This window comes from Vibrio sp. 10N.237.312.B06 (assembly GCF_041464685.1).
Classification (GTDB): domain Bacteria; phylum Pseudomonadota; class Gammaproteobacteria; order Enterobacterales; family Vibrionaceae; genus Vibrio; species Vibrio tasmaniensis_A.
The window spans coordinates 37,140-58,460 of the sequence record NZ_JBFSPI010000026.1; the positions used below are offsets into that span (position 1 = coordinate 37,140).

The window sequence follows — 21,321 nt, forward strand, 5'->3', positions numbered from 1 at the left end:
AAGGCTCACCGCTTAGCGTGTGAGCCTTTCTGTTTAAAGTGATACTGCTTGCTAGATGTAGATGTAGATGTAGACGCTAGACGCTAGGTTTAACCGTCTGACCGTTGTAGTACTTGTCTTTCATCTTAAGCGCCACGTTCACTAGGTAAATCAACACAGGTACTTCAATCAGTGGACCGATAACACCGGCAAACGCTTGGTCTGAGTTGATACCGAATACTGAGATAGCAACGGCAATCGCTAGCTCGAAGTTGTTACCTGTCGCTGTGAATGCAATTGAAGCGTTCTTGTCGTATTCAATACCCATCTTCTTACCAATGAAGAAGCTGATGAAGAACATCGCTGTGAAGTAGATAGTCAGTGGAACCGCAATCAACAATACGTCCATTGGCAGCTCTACAATCATCTCGCCTTTTAGGCTGAACATCAGAACGATAGTCGCCAATAGCGCAATCAGTGTGATTGGCGAGATGCGTGGAATAAACACATCGTTGTACCACTGCTCGCCTTTCATCGACACCAGGATCTTACGGCTTAGGAAGCCCGCTAGGAATGGGATTCCTAGGTAGATAAGAACACTGTGTGCAATATCGATCATCGAGATATCAACCATCATGCCTTCGTAACCAAATACTGGTGGAAGAACGCTGATGAATAGCCACGCCATAAAGCTGTAGCTCACCACTTGGAATGCACTGTTTAGAGCAACCAATGCCGCGCCATACTCTTTGTTACCGCCGCCGATGTCGTTCCAAACCAGAACCATCGCCACACAACGAGCAAGACCAATCAGAATCACGCCGACCATGTAACCTGGGTGGTCACCCAAGAAAGTCAGTGCCAACACAAACATCAGAATTGGGCCAACAAGCCAGTTCATGATCAAAGATAGTTTGATGGCTTTCTTATCTTTGACCACAGTGCCTAATAGGTTGTAGTTAACCTTAGCCAGAGGCGGGTACATCATTAAGATAAGGCCAATTGCAAGTGGAATGTTGGTGGTACCAACCGACATAGATTCATTCCACTGTTCGATCTGTGGGAACAGGATGCCAAGCAATACACCAAGGCCCATGGCAATAAAGATCCACAGCGTTAAGTAGCGATCTAGAAAACCTAATTTTGGTTTCATGATATTATCTCTTTGGTTGGTATCGTTAATCGTCGAAAAACGATGTTTAAAAGCAAAAAATACGCTTAGTTTATTCCGTATTCGACAAACTAAGCGCGATAAATCTATTTCAAAATAGTGTCGATTAGCGTCTCAAATTGCTGAATATTATCTCGATTAATGCGGTAGCACATCTTCGGTGGTATCGATTCAGCAGTGATGAAGCCTGAGGTTTTCAAGATTCTTAGGTGCTCTGATACTGTTGATTGAGCCAAACCTAATTCACTCACCAAGTCACTGTTCAAACAGCCGCCCGATTTTTCTAACGTTGAAAGGATACTCAATATACGAACTCTTGCCGGGTGAGCGAGCGCTTTGGCTAGAGCTGCCATTTGCGTTTCAGCTTCGGTATCACCATGTCCGATTGGTAGAGCACAGCCACCAGTTGTAGGGCAAGTTTCGTTCATATTGATGTTTCGCTTCCTATAATCGTTAAAAGACGATTAATAGTAAGCCCATTTTATACAAGGGTCAATGTGATCTTTCAATTTGCTCTTAAGTTGGATACGAAAACCGTTACTTACTATTGAAATTCAACGGACTAAGACTTAGATGAACCAAACCAGTATAACGGCCATTTTTGTTGTGAATCGCTGTTATTCAATAACGCACCAATACCGACCAAAGCGATGCTGCCGATTAATACTGGAGTAAATAAGAACGTCCAATCCACATGCGCAGTACCTGCTAAAGCTATCACAATAGGATTAGCGCCAGCAGGTGGGTGAACCGCTCGACAGTATTGCATTAGCATGATGGATGAGCCGACTGCGATTGCCATGGTTAAATAGGCATCCCCAAAACCATATAACGCGATTAGGCCAACAGCAGCCGAAATAAAGTGGCCCGCAATGACGTTTCTAGGTTGAGCTAACGGCGATGTAGGCACAGCAAATAGAAGCACACAAGTGGCGCCAAATGGAGCCATTAGCCACGCAACCCCAGAACTTTCTGCTAATAAGCACAAGATTAAGATACCTAGCGTACCGCCAATAAAACCTTTAATCAGTTGGCTTATGCTTGCTTTCGGAGGAAGAGCTCCACCACCAGATAGTTTACCGATCATAATCATTTCCTCTTGTTATCTCTTTTTATTGCAAGTGTACAGATCTGTACTGTTTGATTTGAATAATACAGATCTGTACACTTCTTGCAACGAGAAATTGAGCTCTACGATTTCAGAGCGATTTTAAGGTTGATTAACGATGAGTAAAAAAGATTTGATTCTGGATGTAGCGGAATCGCTATTTAATCAGTATGGCTATACCGCTGTTGGGGTAGATATGATTCGTGATGAGGCGGCGGTATCTAAAACCTCCATGTACCGCCATTTTGGTTCAAAAACTAAGCTGATTGAAGCAGTGTTAGAAAGGCGTCATCAGCGTTTCGAGTCGAGTTTAGAAGCAGAACTGTCATCAACCTCAGGATTGCAAAACCAACTCGATGCGCTGTTAGATTGGCATCTTGCGTGGTTTGAACAACCTGACTTCAAAGGCTGCATGTTCATGCACGCACTAGCCGAATTTAAAGAGTCGGAAGATGACATTGCGATGCTCTCGCGACAGCACAAGGCTTGGCTCAAGAGTACTATTTACAAAGTAGTCAGTGGTGGCGAAGAGGTAGACGTTGCAACATTAGAATTACGCAGTGAATCAGTCATGACCTTCATTGAAGGACTTATCGTGAGAAGTGAGTTTGGTGAGTTAGACGCGAGCTTAGATTCAAACTCAGATTTAGGCGCTGACTCAAAGAAAAAAGCCTATCGAAAAGCATTGCATTCACTGGCTACTCTAGCGATATAATCGAACGCAGAACCGTTACACAAGATAACGAAAAATCATAATTTGCACTTTAATTTTTACTAATAGGTAAGCCCTGAAATGCCACAACAGAACATCAAATTTATCGCTGCTGATATGGACGGCACTCTGCTTAATGAACACGGAAAGTTAGACCCAGAATTTTTCAACCTTTACGGGCGACTAGAAGCCCAAGACATTATTTTTGCTGCGGCATCGGGTCGGCAGTACTACAGCTTGATGGAAACCTTTGCTCCACTTAAAGATCGCATGATGTTCGTTGCTGAAAACGGCACATTGGTGATGCATAAAGGCCAAGAGCTTTACAGCTGCTTGATTGATACTGATGCCATCAAAGACATCATTAAAGAAGCTCGCGCGATTGAAGGTGCTCATGTGGTGCTATGTGGTAAGAAGTCTGCATACATCGAAACCAAAGATGAGCGTGCTCTAGCGGAGATCTCTAAGTACTACCATCGCCGTGAGAAAGTAGAAGATTTACTGGCGGTAGAAGACGATTTCATCAAGGTGGCTATCTGTCACTTCGACGGTTCACAAGAGAAAGTGAATCCAACTATTGATGCCAAGTTTGGTGAGAACTACCAAGTGGTTGTCAGTGCGAAAATTTGGTTGGATGTGATGAACGCTGAAGCGTCAAAAGGCGCGGCGATTAAACATCTACAGAACACATTAGGTTTCACTTACGAGCAGACCATGAGTTTTGGTGACTACCTGAATGACTTGGAAATGCTTAAAGAGAGCTACCACTCTTACGCGATGGAAAATGCACATCCAAAGCTGAAAGAGATTGCTCGTTTTGGCGCGCCAAGTAACGTTGATGCAGGTGTATTCCAAGTGCTTAAGAAGCTGCTAGCGTAACGCTCTTAAGCTCCAACAGATTTTTATGAAAGCCAACTCGTGAACATGAGTTGGCTTTTTTGTTGGCGACAGATCCAGTTAGTCAAATTTGAACGATTGTTCAGGTTGTTGTAGTCTGAAGATAAATTGGATGCCTGCTTATACAGCGGACATGCCTTATCAATGATCATTTGGAATGACGATGAGCAAGAAACTTCAACTCGATATTATTTCTGACGTAATGTGCCCGTGGTGCGTGGTCGGTTACAAAAACTTAGAGCAAGCTATTGCTGAGCTTGGCTTAGCAGAGCAAATTGAACTTGAATGGCAGCCGTTTGAGCTGAATCCCGATATGCCGCAAGAAGGTGAAAACCTGCGTGACCATATCATGAGAAAATACGGCTCTAGCGCAGAAGATAGTCAAAGTTCACGCGAACAGCTTGCGGTGCGTGGCCAAGCGGTTGGTTTCGATTTCAATTTCTATGACAACATGAGAATGGTCAATTCACGTCATCTGCATGTACTTCTCGATTTTGCACTAGCGCACGGTAAACAGACTGAGTTAAAGCTACGCTTCTTTACGGCTCATTTTTCAGAGCAGAAAGATCTGTCCGACCTTGAGGTTATCGCACAAGAACTTGAAGCAGTTGGCTTAGACTCAACGAAAGCGCTGAAACGCCTAAAGAACATCGATTACTTGAAGCAAATTGAAGCGCCAGAGTTTGAATGGCAACGCATGGGGATCTCAGCTGTCCCTACTGTGGTGTTCAATCGTAAGAGTGCAGTCACTGGTGCGCAGACGGTAGAAACATACAAGCAAATTCTTCAAGAGCTTATTGCTGAATCATAAGCCGATTATTGGTATCAATTAGAGTCTGAATTACATGGAATCACTGTCACTCGCTCAAGCGAAAAAACTGGTATTGCTTTCGCAAAAGCTGCCGCCTAAGAAGTTACCACCTAAAAAGCAACGCAATGGGGGCACTTTGGCGAACACGCTGTCTGCGATTGAAAACCTTGGATATGTGCAAATTGATACCATCTCTGTGATTCAGCGAGCTCACCATCATACGCTGTGGAATCGTAATCAAGACTACAAGCTTGATCATCTGGATAAGCTGTTAGAGCGTCGAGAAGTGTTTGAGTATTGGTCGCACGCTGCCGCTTATCTACCTATGCGTGATTACTGTTTCAGCTTGCATCGAAAGAACGGGTTTGCGAGCGGTAAGCTTAAGCATTGGTATAAAAAGGATGATGCACTGATGGCGCATGTTCTCAAACGCATTGAGAGCGAAGGGCCATTAATGGCGAAAGACTTTGAAGGGGATAGACCAAACCCTGGCGGATGGGGTGGCAAACCTGCCAAGCAGGCGCTAGAGATTTTGTTTATGCAAGGTGACTTAATGGTGCCGAGCCGAGTGAACTTCCATAAGGTGTATGACCTAACCGAGCGAGTTTTGCCGAGTGGCATTGATACCTCAGAACCAACGGAACAAGAGTACATCGAGCATCTAATTACGCGTTATTTAGAAGCTAATGGTGTGGGAATAGCGTCGGAAATGAGCTATCTACTCAAGAACACAAAACCTCTGATTCAGACAACACTCCAGCAGATGCTTGAAGATAAGCAGTTGATGAAAGTAGATATTCAAGGCTCTGATTACTATGTTCTGCCAGGTGCTTTTGATCTGCTGAATCAACCTCTTTCCAGAACCAAGCTTAAGATACTGTCTCCGTTTGATAACCTGTTGATTCAACGAAAGCGAATGCAATCATTGTTCAACTTTGACTACCTTCTTGAGTGCTATGTTCCAGAAGCCAAGCGCCAGTTTGGTTACTTTAGTTTGCCGATTTTGTGGCAAGGTGAGCTGGTGGCACGAATGGATTGTAAAGTTGATAGGAAGAGTGGTTTGCTCAATATCCGTAACTTGGTTGTGGAAGAGCGAATTAAAAACCATGAGTCGCTGGTTCATGCTTTATGCGATGAGCTAAAACACTTCATGGTGTTCAACCAATGTGATGAGATGATCGTCCATAACACCACACCTTCTGATCTTGGCAAGCGCTTGATGAGCCATTGGCAAACAGTCTAGCGGTTTTGTTGTTAAAAAAACTCTTCGTTACTTAGAAGTCTCTTTGCTAATTCGTCAGCGCTTAGTTACTCAGAAAGAGTAGCTAACAAGAATTCGACAAAGGTTCGGTTCTTCAACGACAGTTGCTTGGTCTTGTACAGCAAGTGAATCGGCTTAGGGAAAGGTGCCATGCCGGGCAAGATCTCCAATAGCATTCCACGCTCAATTTCTTCGGCAACTAAGATAGTCGGCTGTAACAACACGCCTACGCCTTGAAGGGCAGCATATCGCAACACATCCCCATTGTTCGACATCAAACGTACTTGTCCTTTGTTCCCCGCAGTGTGAGTTGCTTGGTGACTCTGAGGATCTCGGGATTGAGGTTCACTATTTTGGATATGACGGATGTGAGTATCACGTCCAATAATATCACGACGACTGCTATAGCTGAATCCAAGCGATGGGTGTTGTGCAAGGTCTTCCAACACACGAATCTCAGCATGTTGGTTAAGGTACTCAGGAGCCGCGCAATAACACATCTCATAATCCCCTAAGTATCTGGCGACTAAACTGGAGTCAGACAGGTCATCGATTCGCACAATCAAATCAATATCGGATGAATAAGGATCGACAAGGTCGTTGTTCAGCACGAGTTCGACATTAATCGTTGGGTGATGCGCGAGGAACTTAGCCACAATCGGGGCAAGTATCTTGTTTCCGTAGGTGACGGGGCAGTTTATCTTTACCGTCCCCTGTGGCTGATTTTCCAAGGTTTGAATCAGGTTTTCAGCATTGCTGATGTCTTCGAGAATTCGTTTACATTCTCGATAATAAAGTTGACCTGAATCGGTTAAAGACTGCTTACGCGTGGTGCGATGAATCAGTTGAGAGTTGAGGCTCGTTTCGAGATGGTGGACATGTTTACTGATCATGGTTGCCGACAGGTTAAAGTGGTTGGCGGCACTGCGAAAACTGCCTTGCTCGACCACGTAAACGAAGACCTTCATGCTGGTTAACTTATCCATTGAACACTCCTGGTTGATAAACAATAAACAAAAGGTGAGTTTATCAATTATTAGGGGTTAATTATATTAATGGCAAACCGATAATTAACTAAAATAAGAGCGTGAAATGCCTCAAACGAATGAAACCATCTTTGTTACTGCCGAACTTAAGATCAAAACTAACATAGAGCGAGCTGCTGCGATCGAAGCCATCGAACAGTTTTGTTTAGACATGCAAAGCGAGCCGGGCTGCCTGCAAGCGATTGCAACCTATGATCAAAGTCAAAGCGATCGCGTGATCTTGCTTGAGCAATACGCAAACCGCGAGGCGATCAATCAGCACTTTGTGATGCCTCATACGCAAGAGTTTATTGAGCGTGATATAACGGAATTAGTACAAGCATTTGAAACGCAACGTGGACCTATCAAAACACAAGAGCAGGAGATCTAAGCCATGAAATGGGGAATCCTAGGAACCAGCTTTATCTCAGGTGTGATGGCGGATGCGATCAAAGGCGATGCTCAAAGCGAGCTGTATGCCGTCGCTGGTCGTACTGAAAAAACACTTAACGAGTTTGCAGCCCAATATCAACCAACACTAACCTTCAACAGCTATGAAGCCCTGATTGAAGATGAGTCAGTCGACATTATCTACATCGCTCTACCAAATCACGTTCACCACGAATACGTGATTAAAGCGGCTCAAAAAGGCAAAGCGATCCTGTGTGAAAAATCGTTATCGGTTGATATGGAAAAAACCGAGCAAGCTCTGCAAGCGGTGAAAGCATCTAGCGTGTTCTTCGCAGAAGGTTTGATGTACTTACACCATCCATTGATTGCCAAGCTTCATCAAGAACTGGCAACTGGTGAGATTGGTGAAGTGCGCTCAATTCAAGGTTCCTACGTTGCTGCAATTGACCAGTTCGTGAATCCTGCGAGCAAGGGCGCGCTATACAACTTAGGTTGCTACCCAATGTCGCTGATTCATTCTGTTGCGCAGCAGCAATTTGGCGAGAGCGTGTTCGATGATGTGCAGATCTCAGCAATCGGTCGACGAGGCCAAGATGGCAACATCTGTGAATCATCGGCGATGATGCGTTTCAATGACCACTTCACTGCGCAAATCCATACTGCAGAAGACCACGGCTTAAAGCATGGTTTCACGATTCTAGGCAGTAAAGGCTGCATCATTCTCGATACCAATCCATGGCTACCGACTGCAGAAAACACGTTTACCGTAGAGATCTATGAAACGTCGAAACGTGAAGTGAAAGTCGAAGCGCAAGGCGATGGCTTCCATTATCAAGTGCGTAATATTCGCCAAGCGGTTGAGCGAGGTGAAACACAACTTACTGCACCAATGGCGACTCACCAAGACTCTCGCGTAATCATGAAGTTACTGACTGATTGGGAACAAGTGGCGAGCTAAGATCTTCGTAAATTCTATATTCGGCTCATGTTTGATTGCCTCGTCAGTGATCAAGCATGAGGCGTTTCCTCTATATCTTCGAGTCGATTCTTCCCAATAAATACTTTGCATTTGAAACGGCCACAGTGTCCAATGTCGGTTAAGACAACATTGACCAAAAAACCTTATTTTTTAAGGTGTTAAATAGGAGCTTTGCTTCATGCGCAAATCAGATAAGAAGATCGAAAATCAAATCAGAGACGTGTTAACGGACGTGTGTGAAGATACGTTGAAAAGCTACGATGGTTTTCTTTGGGTGACTCATACGGTCAATTTCTCTTCATTCCCGCAAAGTTTGAAAATCGTCTGCGTATTCGACACCAATCGAGATAGAGCTAACTTCTTAGAGGGAGGAGGGCAGCAGGAGGCCTCTGTTGCTATCCAAAAGGCGTTTAGTCAGGTTGGGATTACATTGAAGAATATCGATAAGCACGTCAGTTTCGATACACAAGAAAATTGCGACCGCGACCATCAAGGGAAGTGGAACCATAGACTTTAAGAAGCTTTCGTAAGAGTCCTTATTGGTTCGTTAACTAAAGAACGAAAGCCTACGCGAGGTAGGCTTTGTTACTGAATTTTGTTTTGTTATTTAATTGCGGTGCAGAAGCTAACGTCTGAATACTGAGTTTGTTGATCGTAGCTGTGGTAAAGCTCAAAGCAAGGGCGATCTTCGGTTTCGATACCGGACTCTATCACTTTACTCATCAGGTCGTCCCAAGCTTTAGCGTATTGGCTTGGCTCGGTGATGGTTTGGCGCATCACTGCATATTGTCCGCCGGGAAAATCTTTCAATTCGATTCCATTTGGTACTTCAGTGTCGTCTGAGACCATCAAGCAGATGTCAGTACGGCATTTATCGTTCGGCGTGATTTCTGGATTGTCATGATAGATAAAGATGCAGCTGTTACCTGCTAATCCTTTCATTTCTGCCCATTGATAAAGACGACCGCTTGGTTCTTCATAACCCTGTCCATAGGGGCCTGTCACTCGTACATACGCTAGTTTTGACGGTTCGAATTGTTGCGTTTTCATTGTCCTACTCCATGTTGTTGGTTCGGAGTCAGTATATGAATTGCTTGCGGTTGCCGCGTTTCCATTCTTGCGCAACGTGTGTCCAATCTTGCTATTTCGCGTCAACTCAGAAAACGCTTGGTAATCTTCACAATCACGAAATGCCGTAGGAGTTACTCCAAAGTGTTGTTTGAATGCTTTGGCCAAGCTTTGCGAGGACGAGAAACCATATTCCAGTGCGATATTCAGGACTGGTTGCTTGGATTTGAAAAGATCATCAGCTGCGGATTCAAGCCTCAGTCGCCTGATGAAATCAGCAAGCGTCTCGCCTTGAATGGCCTTAAAAGTGCGATGAAAATGGTAAGGTGAAAAGTTGGCTAACGCCGCGACTTCGATTAGGTTGAGTTGCTCGTTAAAGTGTTTCTCTAAATAGCGGACAACGGGAATCAGCCGTTTATGATAGTCAACGTACATTGCTTTATTTACCACTCTCTGTTGTCATCGTTCTTGTTTAGATCACCGAGACTAGCTTATCTAAGTTGAGTTTCAATAGAGGAGTCTTGAAACTGAGATTAGATGCGTTAATCCAATCATCTCGTTATGTTTCTCTATCTACTAACGCGATTATTTAACCTCAAAATTAGGTCGTATTTGTATTGAAGCCGTCATTTCCCCCTTAAGCTGGCGGTAGTTTCAGATTGTCTTCGTTCGGGTATTTGATGGCACACTTAAATGCTCGTTGAACCGGGGGGCTTAACGCTTGAACTATGAACTTTTCTAGACGATACTTTTTTCTTACATTGTTCCCTAATTTGACGCGTAATATGTTGATTTTGAATGAGGTATTTTGATTGGTAATGGTATCGATTAGGAAGTTTGAATCATGAAAACTTACATTTCTGGGCTGCTCACACTCATTCTTTCATATTTAATTACCGGCTATTCTTTTGCTGTTGGTACAGCGATTGTACTGCCAGGGCAACATGAATCCGGCGCTGATCTTTCGGGCTCCCCAATGTCTGCGAATGCTGTCATTGATTGGGAAATTGCGAACAGTGACCTCGTATTTGGCTCTTATGCAGATAAAACCGACAATAAGCGAGCTACGACAATTGGGTATATGTATAACCAAAAAATGGAGCTCAATTCGGGTTGGTTGGAGAATGACCTTCGTAATAACGCAGAATTACATGGCGTTGATTTTGAAGACTTCTTTCTCCATTTTTCTGAAGATACAGTGCTCGCAGAAGTTGATAACACCCACGGTGAAAATACTCTCTTATGTGGAAAGTCTATGACCTTGGGCTATACAGCCAGTGAAGATCATGCGGGCTTTTGGCTGTATCAAGAGCCTCCTTGGGATGCTGATGTGTTTGAGAATTTCGAACAGGGCGGGGCTTTGTATGTCTATCATGCTGAACAGTTCGAAAGGCTGACCTTTAAGTTCTCACAGTTTGCTGTCAGCGGCGAATTCTGGATTGAATACCCAACAGCTATTGACTCTCACGGAAGGGTTTCACAGTGGGAAAGGCTCGATGTAAAGAAAGACAAAACGCTCAATATGACCAGAAACCAATCGGTGATTTGGAACCTTCCGGGTAACTGGGTAAGAGCCACAACTCATGATGGCAGTGGGGTGAGTTATGGTGGCGGCCAGTATTTTGGTTCAACCTTTTTGAGAGAGGGTGGCCGTTTATACGTTGTGAGAGTTCGTTGGCAAAGTGAGAACGCAGACGACAGGCCGCGGTTAAAAGAAGTAAAACTCAAAAACAGCTTTCCAACCGTTAAGTTAACCGACGCTCCGACCACAACTCCGGATGGCAATGCTATCAGCCAATGGCGAAAAATTCGTGGCTTTGACGTGTCTGCAGACCTGAATGGCGATAACTACTTGTCGCCAAGCGAGTATCGAAATCGAACCAATAAGAATGCGACAGCGCGTTTTCGTTGGGAATCAAGAGTGGTGCCATTTGGTCGAATGTGGAGCACGAATTCATCTTGGTCGTTAACGAACGTCGCAAACGCGGATTATTTATTGGCCATTCATCGCTACTACAAGCAAAGCTGGGCAAGCCAAGGTTTGAATGGTGCATACAACGACGACACAAATAAACTCATTGGCTCGAACCAGTTCTATGTCCATTCTGGCGGACATGTTCAAGAGTTAGGATCTGTTGCGGGTTCAAATCAAGCGGATGATCTCTACAAGCAACAATTTTCAGCGTTTCTCCAAAATCTATCTGTTTTAGAAAGTGATGCGTCTATTGGGTTGAACATTGGTACGGCGAACTTGCTGGGTCGAAATGGGCAGTCTCATCTTAGCGAAGCCGGGTCTTTGTATCTGAGAGAGCATTACATTTTTCCGTCTACTGGATTTAGTGGTTACTCGGGGATCTCTAAGTTCTGGGATAATTCTGCGCTCGCCTACAATGGACAAAGAGTTATTTTTCAGGCGACAACGCGTTACGGGCGAGTCCAATATCTAGGAAATAGTGAAGAGAATTGGAAGAAAGACCAATACTCGACCCTAGCGATTTACCACCTCAATCGACATGCTCAACACAGCAATTTTAATCAGTGGAACAATAGTTACGTCTATGGGAGTGATAACACGACTGCAGACACTTTCTGGCAAAGTGGTGTCCCTAAAAATATCGCTTATCAACCAAGTTCGTTATTAGCCGTTGATTTGGGAGAGGCGAGTCATCAGGCCCTACAGGGATTTGAGCCAATTCCTTTGATGTTGTCGACAACGACACCTCAACCCGCAGATTACACCATCGTTGGTGATTCATCGATGAGTGAAGTGGTGCATGCTGATCTGCCTAATGGTATGACTCACGTTCTACCTACGTTCACGTACTTTATGTATCAATCTAAAAATCAGGTGGCCGCGGGTGGCCCTGAAGATATGGTGTTAGCGAGAGAGTTCAGCAATGGTCGTGTGTTGTACCGCACGGATTTCCACGGTAAGAATTCGAGCTTTTATGAGGCAGAGAAGCTGATGATTGTATTGGACGTGCCGATGAAGCCTGTCGATGAAAACGGCAACATCGGAGAGTATGTGACTGAAATTCATATTGGCGGTTATGAAGGGCTGTTCTTGCTTTATTAGAATTATTTAGATAGACGAAGGGGAGCATTTGATAGAGCAGGAGGCAGAAGGCTCTAGAAATTTTGCATATCGACTGATTGATGACTGAAGCCAATTGATTTTGCCGCATTTAGTAGAGCTTGTTGGGTCTTGAATACCCTTGGTTTCAGCTTTCGGTCGGACTCTAAGAAACTATTTATTCCCCACTTGCTGCTTAGAACCATCAAGTAATAGCCATCATTGTTTGGAGAGTTTACGGCAATTGCTGATTCTAAATCGCCACGTTTGAAATGCTCCTTAAATTCGCGTAATACCATATCAATATCCTTATTCGATGATTAAAAAAGGGAGCGAATCGCTCCCTAGTTAATGTTGGTACTAATGATTACAAGAATGCGCGGTATGGCAGTTCTGGGTCATTTTTAAAGATATCTGCAAAACCACGGAAGTGTTGGTAGTGCATGCGACCTTTATCTGTAGGGTAAGTGTATCGGCCACCGACTTGCCAGAAGAAAGGTGCGAAGCCGTATTGCAGGCGTTCTTTCTTCATGTTCCACAGCATTTCAATTTCACGTGGGTCATTTTGGAAGTTAGCCCAGATATCGTGGTGGAAAGGAACAACGACTTCACAATCCAAAGATTCAGCGGCACGTAAAATGTCTGAAGACGTCATTTTGTCAGTTACGCCACGTGGGTTTTCACCGTAAGAAAGCAGTGCAACGTCGATCTTGTGGTCATTACCGTGCTTAGCGTAGTAGTTTGAGTAGTGAGAATCACCAGAGTGGTAAACTGAACCGCCTGTCGTTTCTACTAGGTAGTTCACTGCACGATCGTCCATGCCACCTAAGATATCAGTGTCTAAAGAAGAAGTGCCTTCAGGAAGTGTCACGAGAGCAGTACGGTCGAATGCATCAAGAACCTTAATATTGACGTCTTTGATCTTAATCTCGTCGCCAACTTTCGCGATAACACAACGATCTTCTGGCACCCCCCATTTCATCCATAAATCAACACACGCTTTAGGACCAATGAATTTAACGTGCTCGCCACAGTTTTGTAGAACGGCTGCAGCAACGTTGATGTCAATGTGGTCGCCGTGATCATGAGATGCCATAACCGCATCGATCTCTTTAATAGCGAAAGGGTCCAATGGGAAGATTGCAGTACGTAGGTTTGGCTGAAGTGCTTCAACACCGCCCATACGCATCATTTGGTGCTGGTTTTTCATTTTTTGAACAGCTTGTGTTTTTTTACCAGTACCACACCAGAAGTCCATTGATAGGTTTGCACCACCTTCTGATTTTAGCCAAATACCTGTACAGCCAAGCCACCACATAGAAAATGTATTCGGTTGCACGACGGTTTGCTCGATCTCTTCATTTAACCATGTGCCCCACTCAGGGAATGTATTTAGGATCCAAGACTCGCGAGTGATTTCGTTTACGTTGCTCATGATAATACCTTTTATTTCAATAATTTGATTAATTTTGGATGTAGGGAGCCGAGCGCCTTAATTTTGATTAAGGCACTGAGCTAAATTTATTATTATTGGTGGGCTAGTTAGCCCTTCGATTTAAACTAGGATGACTTGCGTCCCTTGAGCTTCAATCCGCTTGACGACTTCGGGGTTGGCATCTTTACCAGTGATGACGATGTCTATTTGCTTGGTGCTGCAAAAGAGCATTCCGGTACGTTGTCCAACCTTTGAACTGTCGACAACAACAACGAGTTTATCGACCTGTTCAAGCATTTGCTGCTCTGCTACAGCAGTTAACATGTCGGCTTTGTAGAGGCCAGCATCGGTTAAGCCTTTACCAGAGGTAAACATCCAGTTTCCAGCATAGCCTCCCAGTGAATTGGGCGCGGGATTTAAAAAGATGTTCTGCGCTTTGTTGTATTGACCGCCAATGATGATGACATCGTCATGATCTTCGTTGATCAAGTAGCTTGCGAGTGGGAAGTAGTTCGTTACGATCTGTACATCTTCCCCACATAACTGTTGTCCAAGTAGGAACGCAGTAGAACCACAGTTGATCACAACTGTATCTCCAGCCTCGCAAAGTCCTGCTGCTGCTTGCGCAATCTCTGCTTTCTCTTCATAGAACTCAGTGCTGTTGATATTGAGTGGTGACCACTTTCTCTTCTGATTCTCTACTCGCTCAGCGCCATTTCGAACTTTTCTAAGTCGGCCAACTTCATCTAATTTAGCGATGTCACGTCTTGCAGTAGCAGGTGAAACACTAAATTTATCAATAATATGTGAGACGTTTATTGTCTGCATATCTTCTAATAGCGACACGATGCCGTTATGTCTTTGTACTTCATTCATATTTATCACTCTTTATGTCGTTGTGACAATTTGATGATTACTTTTGATTTGTTTTGATTCTAATAATCACCATCATGATTGTCAAACTACATTGCTATAAAAACTAGATCTTAATCACAATGATTTATAAGTTATTGATTTTATTTGATTTGTTGTTTTTTGGTGTGATCCGAAGCTCAATTAGGCACATTCTGGGTGTGGTTAATTGACATAAATCAAAGTAATCACAAGTGAGCATTGAATGATTACTTTTGATTGGTAAAGTCTAATTCGTGAGCAAAAATAGACATCATCACATCCTACATACCATTAAAATTAAAATTAATCAGGGGTAAAGATATGGAATTCTTATACGATATTTTCTATATTTTTTACAGTCAGGTAATGACCAAAACACCTTTGCTACTCGGTCTTGTTACTTGTCTGGGTTACATTCTACTCAAGCGTGACGCAACAACTATTATCTCCGGCTCTATCAAAACCATCGTTGGTTTCATGATAGTGCAGGTAGGTGCAGGAACATTGGTAGCGGGTTTCAAACCAGTGATTCTGAAAATGAGTGAGATTCATGGATTGACGGGGTCAGTGATAGATCCGTACACAACCATGATGTCTACCATGGAGACCATGGGAGACAATTATTCTTGGGTTGGATATGCCGTATTACTGGCACTTGGTCTCAATATTCTTCTTGTTGCCTTCCGCCGCATCACGGGCATCAGAACCATCATGCTTACGGGACATATCATGTTCCAACAAGCTGGCCTCATTGCTGTTTTCTACTTCGTGCTTGGTGCAGGTATGTGGGAAACCATCATCTATTCAGCAATATTGATGGCGTTGTACTGGGGTATCTCGTCTAACATCATGTTCAAGCCTACCCAAGAGGTTACTGGCGGGGCGGGTTTCTCTATTGGTCACCAACAACAGTTTGCGTCATGGGTAGCGACAAAGGTTGCTCCTAAGCTTGGCGACAAAAATGACAGCGTTGACCACATCAAACTGCCTAAATGGTTACACATTTTCCACGACAGTATCGCAGCGACAACGCTAGTCATGACTGCTTTCTTCGGCATTATTCTTCTTTCATTTGGTCTTGATAACCTTCAAGACATGGCAGGAAAAACACACTGGTTTATCTATATTTTCGAAACTGGGTTGAAATTCGCAGTGGCTATTCAAGTTATCGTCACCGGCGTCCGTATGTTCGTAGCGGAATTGTCTGAGGCATTTAATGGTATTTCTCAACGCCTTATTCCTAACGCTGTGTTAGCAATCGATTGTGCGGCTATCTACGCATACTCTCCAAATGCAATGGTGTTCGGTTTCATGTGGGGCGCTGTTGGTCAATTCACAGCCGTTCTTGCAATGTTAGCCTTTGATTCTCCTATCATGATCATTCCTGGCTTTATCCCAATGTTCTTCTCGAACGCGACGATTGGTGTGTTTGCGAACCACTTCGGTGGTTGGAAAGCGGTAATGAAGATCTGTTTCGTGATGGGCATCATCGAGGTGGTTGGTTCTGCTTGGGCAATTCATATCTTTGCTCAATCGGGAGCAGAGTTTAATGGCTGGATGGGTATGGCTGACTGGGCTCTCGTCTTCCCACCTATCATGCAAGGTATTTCGAGCTCTAACATGTTCTTCTTCGGGATTTTGGCTTTAGCTGGTGTCTACATGTACTTCGCTTCTAAACAACTACGAGCTGAAGAAGACGCAGAAGATGCCGCTGAAACAATGACCGCAGTAACACCTGAGGGCATTGAGGTTGAAGTCGCAGTACCACAACAATCAACAGCAACTGCTCAATCTCTATCAGCTCCTACAACGTCAGAAATTCGCGTCTCACCAGCAGCTGAACAGAAACCGGTTCGTGTCTTAGTGTGCTGTGGTTCAGGGCAAGGTTCTTCAATGATGTGCTCTAAGAAAATCAAAGAGTACTTGGACAAGAAAGGCATTCCTAGTTCGACCTTTAACAGCGCTATCACTGATTACAAATCGCACCTTGGTTCATTCGACATCATCGTTACTTCGGTTGCTCTGGCAGCGAAGATCACGGGTCTGCCGGAAGGTAAGCAACAGTTAGCGGTTAAGAACATGATTATGGTGAAAACTTTCGGCGACGAGCTTGTTTCCATCATCGAGAACAACTTCCACAAATAATGATAAACGGCTCAGTGGTATCGCACTGCTGAGCCAATAAAAACAATTATATAAGTGAGCAATAACATGAACTTAAAAGAATCTCTTATCAAGAATAACTCTATCCTACTGAACGCAAAAGCAACTGACTGGAAAGCGGCGATCAAGCTAGGTACTGACGCATTGGTTAAAGCCGGTGTTGCTGAAGAGCGTTACTACGACGCGATTACCAAAGCGATTGGTGAAGAAGGCCCTTATATCTGTATTCACGATGCGTTCGCTCTGCCTCATTGCCGGCCTGAAGATGGTGTGATTCGTACCGGGTTTGCGTTAACCGTGCTTGAAACGCCCATTACGTTTGAAGGTGTTGATGAGCCAGTTGATGTACTGATCACGCTAGCGGGTAAAGATTCAGAAGAACACATCGACGGTACCATGCAAGTGGCGAACTTGATTGAGTTCGATGAAGATTTCTCAAAACTTCGCGCATGCAAAAGCCCAGAAGAAGTGGCGCGTTTAATTGATGCTGCGTTACTGCAAGCGGAAGCAGCGTAAGGAGACAACTATGTCTATATATAGCCAACTGAAACAACGCGTCTTAGAAGCCAATTTGCAGCTTCCGAAGTATGGTTTGGTGACATTCACTTGGGGCAATGTCTCTGAGTTTGACCGTACTAATGGCGTGATAGCGATTAAGCCATCAGGTGTCGAATACTGCGATATGACAGCTGAAGATATGGTGGTCGTCGATCTAGAAGGCAACATTGTTGAAGGGAAACTTAATCCTTCAAGTGATACCGCAACTCATTTAGAGCTTTATAAAGCTTTCCCGGAAGTGAGTGGCATTGTTCACACTCATTCACGCAGTGCCACAATTTGGGCACAAGCTGGTATCGATATTCCGGCCTTGGGTACTACTCATGCTGACTATTTCTACGGTGACATCCCATGTACTCGTCGATTGTCTCACTCTGAAATTGCTAAAGAGTACGAGAAAAATACCGGCTTGGTGATCATTGAAGAGTTCAAGCAGCGTCGAATCGATCCAATGGCCGTTCCCAGCGTGATTGTTGCAGGACATGCACCTTTCTCTTGGGGCAAAGATGCCAACGATGCGGTTCACAACGCGGTGGTATTAGAAGAAGTTTCTGCAATGGCGTTGGCAACGCGCACCTTGAACAGCGGCATCAAAATTCAGCCAGAACTATCCGACAAACACTACTTACGTAAGCACGGTGAAAATGCTTATTACGGCCAACAGTAAATCGGATGTTCGTTTAAGTAGGCTGTTTAAGTAAGCCGTTTAACGAGCTTCGACTCTAAGTAGTTTCAATATTGATTAGGCCCGACTTCAGGGAATAAGTGAGAGGACTCTATGTATAAAGTGCTGGCGTTAGATCTCGATGGAACCGTGTTAAAGGATGATCACACGATTCATCCAGAACTGAAAAAGGCGATCCAAGAAGCCAAACAAAGTTGTCATGTCGTGATTGTGACTGGTCGACACCACACAGCAGCACGACCTTATTACTACGAATTGGGGTTAGATACGCCAGTCATCTGCTGTAACGGCACTTATGTTTACGACTATCAGACTGAAACGGTACTGACTCAAAACGCGATAGATAAAGACAAAGCGCTGACCTTCATCGATATGGCAGAAGAGTTTCAGCTCAAAATGGTCATGTACATCACGCATGCCATGACGTACTCACACTACAACCCATTTGCGTACATGTTGGCATTGGAAAGCTGGGCAGAAACGGCACCAGAGCAACATCGCCCTCAAATTTACCAAGTGGAATCATTCATTGAAACGGCTCAGCAAGCCGAACACGTTTGGAAGTTTGTGGTGGAAGGTAGCCAAGACTCAGTAGACCGTTTAATGCAACACCCATGGATAGAAGAGAACTTCAACGGTGAGCGTTCTTGGTCAAACCGAATCGACTTTGCTGCAAAAGGTAACAGTAAGGGCCTACGCCTTGCTGAATACATCGCAGAACTCGGTTATCACGCCGATGACGTCATTGCCGTCGGTGATAACCACAATGACATTTCCATGCTCAAGTACGCCGGATTAGGTGTAGCGATGCTCAATGCTGATGACATCGTCAAGTCACACGTTCAGTGCGTGTGCTCAACAGATAACAACCATGATGGCTTAGCCCGTCTAATACGTGAACAAATTAAAGGATAACAACATGACTAAACCAATGATTCAGATCGCCCTAGACCAAACAAATCTTCCTGCAGCAATTGAAGTGGCAAACAACGTTGAAAGCTTCGTTGATGTGATTGAAGTGGGCACTATTTTGGCTTTCGCAGAAGGCATGACGGCGGTTTCTACGCTTCGTAAAAACCACCCAGACCATATCCTTGTATGCGATATGAAAACCACCGATGGCGGTGCTATTTTGGCTCGTATGGCATTCGAAGCGGGCGCTGATTGGATTACCGTTTCTGCTGCTGCACATATCGCAACCATTGGTGCATGTAAGAAAGTCGCTGATGAATTTAACGGTGAAATCCAAATCGAAATTTATGGTAACTGGACAATGGACGACGCTCAATCTTGGGTAGACCTAGGTATTTCACAAGCGATTTATCACCGTTCTCGTGACGCTGAATTAGCTGGTGTGGGCTGGACTGAAGAAGATCTCGTGAAGATGCGTGCATTGTCTGAAATGGGTATCGAGCTTTCTATCACAGGTGGCATCGTGCCTGAAGACCTATACCTATTTGAAGGCATTAAGGCGAAAACCTTTATCGCGGGTCGCGCACTTGCGGGTGACAAAGGTAAAGAAACAGCAGAAGCACTAAAAGCTCAGATCGATCGCTACTGGAACTAGGAGGCGTTATGTATCAAAACCTGTTACGCCACCGTGTAGGGCTTTATGAGAAGGCTCTACCTAACGAACTCAGCTGGGAAGATAAACTTAAGCAAACCAAAGAGCTCGGCTTTGATTTTCTTGAGATATCGGTAGACGAATCAGACGAGCGTCGCAGCCGACTAGATTGGAATGACGAAGAAGTGTATGCCTTGCGTCGTCTTTGTGAAAAGCACGGCGTACCGCTGCAATCCATGTGTTTAAGCGCGCATCGTAAGTTCCCATTTGGATCTGCTGACCCTGCGATTCGAGAACAAGCGGTTATCCATATGGAGAAAGCGATCTCGTTGGCTTATAAGTTGGGTATTCGTACCATCCAACTGGCTGGGTATGACGTTTACTACGAGCCTGCGGATAAGGTGACCCATCAGAGGTTCATTGAAGGAATGAAGCTTTCGGCGCGGTTGGCGGAAAGGTCGGGCGTAATGCTTGCTGTGGAGATCATGGATACCGATTACTTGAACTCTTTAAGCAAGTTCGAAGTGCTGGGTCGCGAAGTCAATTCACCGTATTTCACGGCGTATCCGGATGTGGGTAATATTTCTGGTTGGAATTACGACATAGTGACTGAGCTAAAACTGAGTAAGCCTCATATCACTCAGATCCACCTCAAAGACACTTATAAAGTGACTGACGAGTACAAAGGGCAGTTTCGAGACTTAGTGATTGGTGATGGCGAAGTTGACTTCAATGCTATTTTTGAAACGTTGAAGGAGACTGAGTGCGTCGTACCACTGGTGATCGAGATGTGGGCTCAAGATGAACGCTGGAAAGAGAATATACTGACGGCACAAAAACGTTTGAATGAAGTTTGTGTTCAAACGGGTGTTCCGAGATTGTTTGACCACTAACTCTACCTAGAATAATTAACCAGTTTCTCTTTGCGTTCTCGATGCTCATAACGAAAAGAGAAAATGCAGCATATTGCCCCCAATATGCTGCATTTTTATATCAACATGTCGCTCTAAACTGTTGAAGCTGAGGTTATGTCAATTTCGAAATAGTGGCGGTTCTTAAACAGCGATCGTCACATGATCACGGCCCACTTCAGCCATCTGAATCAGGTAGTCCGTGTGGTATTTCTTCTTGATGACGATTTGGCTACCGATTTCAGCAACAATCTTTACCACTTCCAACGCATCAGAAGGATGTAATGAAGAGTCTTTTGAAATTTCGATATTAACGCCTAAATTTGCCAATTTGATGATGTCGCTAGAATGCATGGTCGTGTCCAAGGTATTTGATTTTCGTGGACTATATCATCTTCAATTTATGCAACTCTACTTGGTTTAAGTAAAAATGGGTGAGATGTGTTCAAAATATGATTTCAATAGTAAAACAACGGCTTTTATTGCATCAATTCGTTTAATTGTCGGATTGTTGAATAAGATCATATTAAGACGATCATGAATAGGTTTTATGTATGGTGATTAGGGCGTGTTGATCTTTGCTGTACATTTCGCGTTCAACAATACATCGGTAGCC

General features: G+C 44.2%; 23 protein-coding genes. 14 read left to right on the forward strand and 9 right to left on the reverse strand.

Translation table 11 applies throughout. The features are described from left to right. Positions 1–76 precede the first annotated feature (76 nt). From arsB to AB6C75_RS09435, 3 genes are all read right to left on the reverse strand, one after another. The gene (gene arsB / locus AB6C75_RS09425; protein WP_017102293.1) at positions 77–1,132 is read right to left on the reverse strand and encodes an ACR3 family arsenite efflux transporter; all 1,056 of its coding nucleotides are present in this window, start codon (positions 1,130–1,132) and stop codon (positions 77–79) included. A 104-nt stretch (positions 1,133–1,236) separates the two neighbouring features. Next, the gene (locus tag AB6C75_RS09430; protein WP_017102294.1) at positions 1,237–1,578 is read right to left on the reverse strand and encodes a helix-turn-helix transcriptional regulator; all 342 of its coding nucleotides are present in this window, start codon (positions 1,576–1,578) and stop codon (positions 1,237–1,239) included. 134 nt (positions 1,579–1,712) lie between these two features. Continuing rightward, positions 1,713–2,237, reverse strand: a complete 525-nt coding sequence (locus AB6C75_RS09435) for an HPP family protein (protein ID WP_102568594.1) — start codon at positions 2,235–2,237, stop codon at positions 1,713–1,715. A 139-nt stretch (positions 2,238–2,376) separates the two neighbouring features. Between AB6C75_RS09435 and AB6C75_RS09440 the strand changes: the two genes are divergently transcribed. From AB6C75_RS09440 to AB6C75_RS09455, 4 genes are all read left to right on the forward strand, one after another. Next, entirely contained in the window at positions 2,377–2,973 is a 597-nt protein-coding gene (locus tag AB6C75_RS09440; RefSeq protein WP_102442325.1) for a TetR/AcrR family transcriptional regulator, read from the forward strand. 78 nt (positions 2,974–3,051) lie between these two features. Then, positions 3,052–3,849, forward strand: a complete 798-nt coding sequence (locus tag AB6C75_RS09445) for a Cof-type HAD-IIB family hydrolase (protein WP_372107626.1) — start codon at positions 3,052–3,054, stop codon at positions 3,847–3,849. 181 nt (positions 3,850–4,030) lie between these two features. Continuing rightward, complete coding sequence (locus AB6C75_RS09450) at positions 4,031–4,678, forward strand: DsbA family oxidoreductase (protein ID WP_372107627.1); 648 nt, start codon at positions 4,031–4,033, stop codon at positions 4,676–4,678. Positions 4,679–4,712: 34 nt separating this feature from the next. After that, positions 4,713–5,921 (forward strand): winged helix-turn-helix domain-containing protein, encoded by a 1,209-nt coding sequence (locus AB6C75_RS09455; protein WP_372107628.1) that lies wholly within the window; start codon positions 4,713–4,715, stop codon positions 5,919–5,921. 65 nt (positions 5,922–5,986) lie between these two features. On the opposite strand, the gene AB6C75_RS09460 is transcribed toward AB6C75_RS09455, so the two are convergent. Further along, the gene (locus tag AB6C75_RS09460; protein WP_372107629.1) at positions 5,987–6,925 is read right to left on the reverse strand and encodes a LysR substrate-binding domain-containing protein; all 939 of its coding nucleotides are present in this window, start codon (positions 6,923–6,925) and stop codon (positions 5,987–5,989) included. Positions 6,926–7,031: 106 nt separating this feature from the next. On the opposite strand from AB6C75_RS09460, the gene AB6C75_RS09465 reads away from it, so the two are divergent. From AB6C75_RS09465 to AB6C75_RS09475, 3 genes are all read left to right on the forward strand, one after another. Continuing rightward, entirely contained in the window at positions 7,032–7,355 is a 324-nt protein-coding gene (locus AB6C75_RS09465) for a putative quinol monooxygenase (RefSeq protein WP_372107630.1), read from the forward strand. A gap of 3 nt (positions 7,356–7,358) precedes the next feature. Beyond that, complete coding sequence (locus AB6C75_RS09470) at positions 7,359–8,333, forward strand: Gfo/Idh/MocA family protein (RefSeq protein ID WP_372107631.1); 975 nt, start codon at positions 7,359–7,361, stop codon at positions 8,331–8,333. A gap of 199 nt (positions 8,334–8,532) precedes the next feature. After that, on the forward strand, positions 8,533–8,871 hold the full coding sequence (locus AB6C75_RS09475) for a Fis family transcriptional regulator (protein ID WP_372107632.1): 339 nt from the start codon (positions 8,533–8,535) through the stop codon (positions 8,869–8,871). 86 nt (positions 8,872–8,957) lie between these two features. Here AB6C75_RS09475 and AB6C75_RS09480 read toward each other — a convergent pair whose 3' ends face one another. Further along, on the reverse strand, positions 8,958–9,857 hold the full coding sequence (locus AB6C75_RS09480; protein ID WP_372107633.1) for a GyrI-like domain-containing protein: 900 nt from the start codon (positions 9,855–9,857) through the stop codon (positions 8,958–8,960). A gap of 409 nt (positions 9,858–10,266) precedes the next feature. Between AB6C75_RS09480 and AB6C75_RS09485 the strand changes: the two genes are divergently transcribed. Then, positions 10,267–12,498, forward strand: a complete 2,232-nt coding sequence (locus AB6C75_RS09485; protein ID WP_372107634.1) for a hypothetical protein — start codon at positions 10,267–10,269, stop codon at positions 12,496–12,498. A 53-nt stretch (positions 12,499–12,551) separates the two neighbouring features. Here AB6C75_RS09485 and AB6C75_RS09490 read toward each other — a convergent pair whose 3' ends face one another. The 3 genes from AB6C75_RS09490 to ulaR form a co-directional block, all read right to left on the reverse strand. Beyond that, entirely contained in the window at positions 12,552–12,794 is a 243-nt protein-coding gene (locus AB6C75_RS09490) for a hypothetical protein (RefSeq protein WP_009845904.1), read from the reverse strand. A 68-nt stretch (positions 12,795–12,862) separates the two neighbouring features. Then, entirely contained in the window at positions 12,863–13,930 is a 1,068-nt protein-coding gene (ulaG, locus tag AB6C75_RS09495; protein ID WP_017089479.1) for an L-ascorbate 6-phosphate lactonase, read from the reverse strand. A gap of 120 nt (positions 13,931–14,050) precedes the next feature. Beyond that, positions 14,051–14,806: an HTH-type transcriptional regulator UlaR gene (ulaR, locus tag AB6C75_RS09500; RefSeq protein ID WP_009845902.1), complete on the reverse strand. Its 756-nt coding sequence runs from the start codon at positions 14,804–14,806 to the stop codon at positions 14,051–14,053. 339 nt (positions 14,807–15,145) lie between these two features. Here ulaR and AB6C75_RS09505 point away from each other — a divergent pair, with 339 nt between their 5' ends. The 6 genes from AB6C75_RS09505 (at position 15,146) to AB6C75_RS09530 (ending at position 20,687) form a co-directional block, all read left to right on the forward strand. After that, positions 15,146–16,969, forward strand: a complete 1,824-nt coding sequence (locus AB6C75_RS09505) for a PTS ascorbate-specific subunit IIBC (RefSeq protein WP_372107635.1) — start codon at positions 15,146–15,148, stop codon at positions 16,967–16,969. 66 nt (positions 16,970–17,035) lie between these two features. Further along, on the forward strand, positions 17,036–17,503 hold the full coding sequence (locus AB6C75_RS09510) for a PTS sugar transporter subunit IIA (protein WP_009845900.1): 468 nt from the start codon (positions 17,036–17,038) through the stop codon (positions 17,501–17,503). Positions 17,504–17,519: 16 nt separating this feature from the next. After that, on the forward strand, positions 17,520–18,212 hold the full coding sequence (locus AB6C75_RS09515; protein WP_372107639.1) for an L-ribulose-5-phosphate 4-epimerase: 693 nt from the start codon (positions 17,520–17,522) through the stop codon (positions 18,210–18,212). A gap of 111 nt (positions 18,213–18,323) precedes the next feature. Further along, positions 18,324–19,145 carry a pyridoxal phosphatase gene (locus AB6C75_RS09520; protein WP_372107636.1) on the forward strand — a complete coding sequence of 274 codons (822 nt, stop codon included), beginning with the start codon at positions 18,324–18,326 and terminating at the stop codon, positions 19,143–19,145. Between the two features lie 4 nt (positions 19,146–19,149). Then, a complete protein-coding gene (locus AB6C75_RS09525) occupies positions 19,150–19,797 on the forward strand; it encodes a 3-keto-L-gulonate-6-phosphate decarboxylase UlaD (protein WP_009845897.1) in 648 nt (215 codons plus the stop codon). Between the two features lie 8 nt (positions 19,798–19,805). Continuing rightward, a complete protein-coding gene (locus AB6C75_RS09530; protein WP_372107637.1) occupies positions 19,806–20,687 on the forward strand; it encodes an L-ribulose-5-phosphate 3-epimerase in 882 nt (293 codons plus the stop codon). Positions 20,688–20,849: 162 nt separating this feature from the next. Here AB6C75_RS09530 and AB6C75_RS09535 read toward each other — a convergent pair whose 3' ends face one another. After that, complete coding sequence (locus AB6C75_RS09535; RefSeq protein WP_009845895.1) at positions 20,850–21,059, reverse strand: hypothetical protein; 210 nt, start codon at positions 21,057–21,059, stop codon at positions 20,850–20,852. Positions 21,060–21,321: the final 262 nt, after the last annotated feature.

What these genes read in the sequence shown, in the direction of transcription:
- arsB (WP_017102293.1), bottom strand. Translation starts at nt 1,132, where the DNA reads ATGAAACCAAAATTAGGTTTTCTAGATCGCTACTTAACGCTGTGGATC.
- AB6C75_RS09430 (WP_017102294.1), bottom strand. Translation starts at nt 1,578, where the DNA reads ATGAACGAAACTTGCCCTACAACTGGTGGCTGTGCTCTACCAATCGGA.
- AB6C75_RS09435 (WP_102568594.1), bottom strand. Translation starts at nt 2,237, where the DNA reads ATGATCGGTAAACTATCTGGTGGTGGAGCTCTTCCTCCGAAAGCAAGC.
- AB6C75_RS09440 (WP_102442325.1), top strand. Translation starts at nt 2,377, where the DNA reads ATGAGTAAAAAAGATTTGATTCTGGATGTAGCGGAATCGCTATTTAAT.
- AB6C75_RS09445 (WP_372107626.1), top strand. Translation starts at nt 3,052, where the DNA reads ATGCCACAACAGAACATCAAATTTATCGCTGCTGATATGGACGGCACT.
- AB6C75_RS09450 (WP_372107627.1), top strand. Translation starts at nt 4,031, where the DNA reads ATGAGCAAGAAACTTCAACTCGATATTATTTCTGACGTAATGTGCCCG.
- AB6C75_RS09455 (WP_372107628.1), top strand. Translation starts at nt 4,713, where the DNA reads ATGGAATCACTGTCACTCGCTCAAGCGAAAAAACTGGTATTGCTTTCG.
- AB6C75_RS09460 (WP_372107629.1), bottom strand. Translation starts at nt 6,925, where the DNA reads ATGGATAAGTTAACCAGCATGAAGGTCTTCGTTTACGTGGTCGAGCAA.
- AB6C75_RS09465 (WP_372107630.1), top strand. Translation starts at nt 7,032, where the DNA reads ATGCCTCAAACGAATGAAACCATCTTTGTTACTGCCGAACTTAAGATC.
- AB6C75_RS09470 (WP_372107631.1), top strand. Translation starts at nt 7,359, where the DNA reads ATGAAATGGGGAATCCTAGGAACCAGCTTTATCTCAGGTGTGATGGCG.
- AB6C75_RS09475 (WP_372107632.1), top strand. Translation starts at nt 8,533, where the DNA reads ATGCGCAAATCAGATAAGAAGATCGAAAATCAAATCAGAGACGTGTTA.
- AB6C75_RS09480 (WP_372107633.1), bottom strand. Translation starts at nt 9,857, where the DNA reads ATGTACGTTGACTATCATAAACGGCTGATTCCCGTTGTCCGCTATTTA.
- AB6C75_RS09485 (WP_372107634.1), top strand. Translation starts at nt 10,267, where the DNA reads ATGAAAACTTACATTTCTGGGCTGCTCACACTCATTCTTTCATATTTA.
- AB6C75_RS09490 (WP_009845904.1), bottom strand. Translation starts at nt 12,794, where the DNA reads ATGGTATTACGCGAATTTAAGGAGCATTTCAAACGTGGCGATTTAGAA.
- ulaG (WP_017089479.1), bottom strand. Translation starts at nt 13,930, where the DNA reads ATGAGCAACGTAAACGAAATCACTCGCGAGTCTTGGATCCTAAATACA.
- ulaR (WP_009845902.1), bottom strand. Translation starts at nt 14,806, where the DNA reads ATGAATGAAGTACAAAGACATAACGGCATCGTGTCGCTATTAGAAGAT.
- AB6C75_RS09505 (WP_372107635.1), top strand. Translation starts at nt 15,146, where the DNA reads ATGGAATTCTTATACGATATTTTCTATATTTTTTACAGTCAGGTAATG.
- AB6C75_RS09510 (WP_009845900.1), top strand. Translation starts at nt 17,036, where the DNA reads ATGAACTTAAAAGAATCTCTTATCAAGAATAACTCTATCCTACTGAAC.
- AB6C75_RS09520 (WP_372107636.1), top strand. Translation starts at nt 18,324, where the DNA reads ATGTATAAAGTGCTGGCGTTAGATCTCGATGGAACCGTGTTAAAGGAT.
- AB6C75_RS09525 (WP_009845897.1), top strand. Translation starts at nt 19,150, where the DNA reads ATGACTAAACCAATGATTCAGATCGCCCTAGACCAAACAAATCTTCCT.
- AB6C75_RS09530 (WP_372107637.1), top strand. Translation starts at nt 19,806, where the DNA reads ATGTATCAAAACCTGTTACGCCACCGTGTAGGGCTTTATGAGAAGGCT.
- AB6C75_RS09535 (WP_009845895.1), bottom strand. Translation starts at nt 21,059, where the DNA reads ATGCATTCTAGCGACATCATCAAATTGGCAAATTTAGGCGTTAATATC.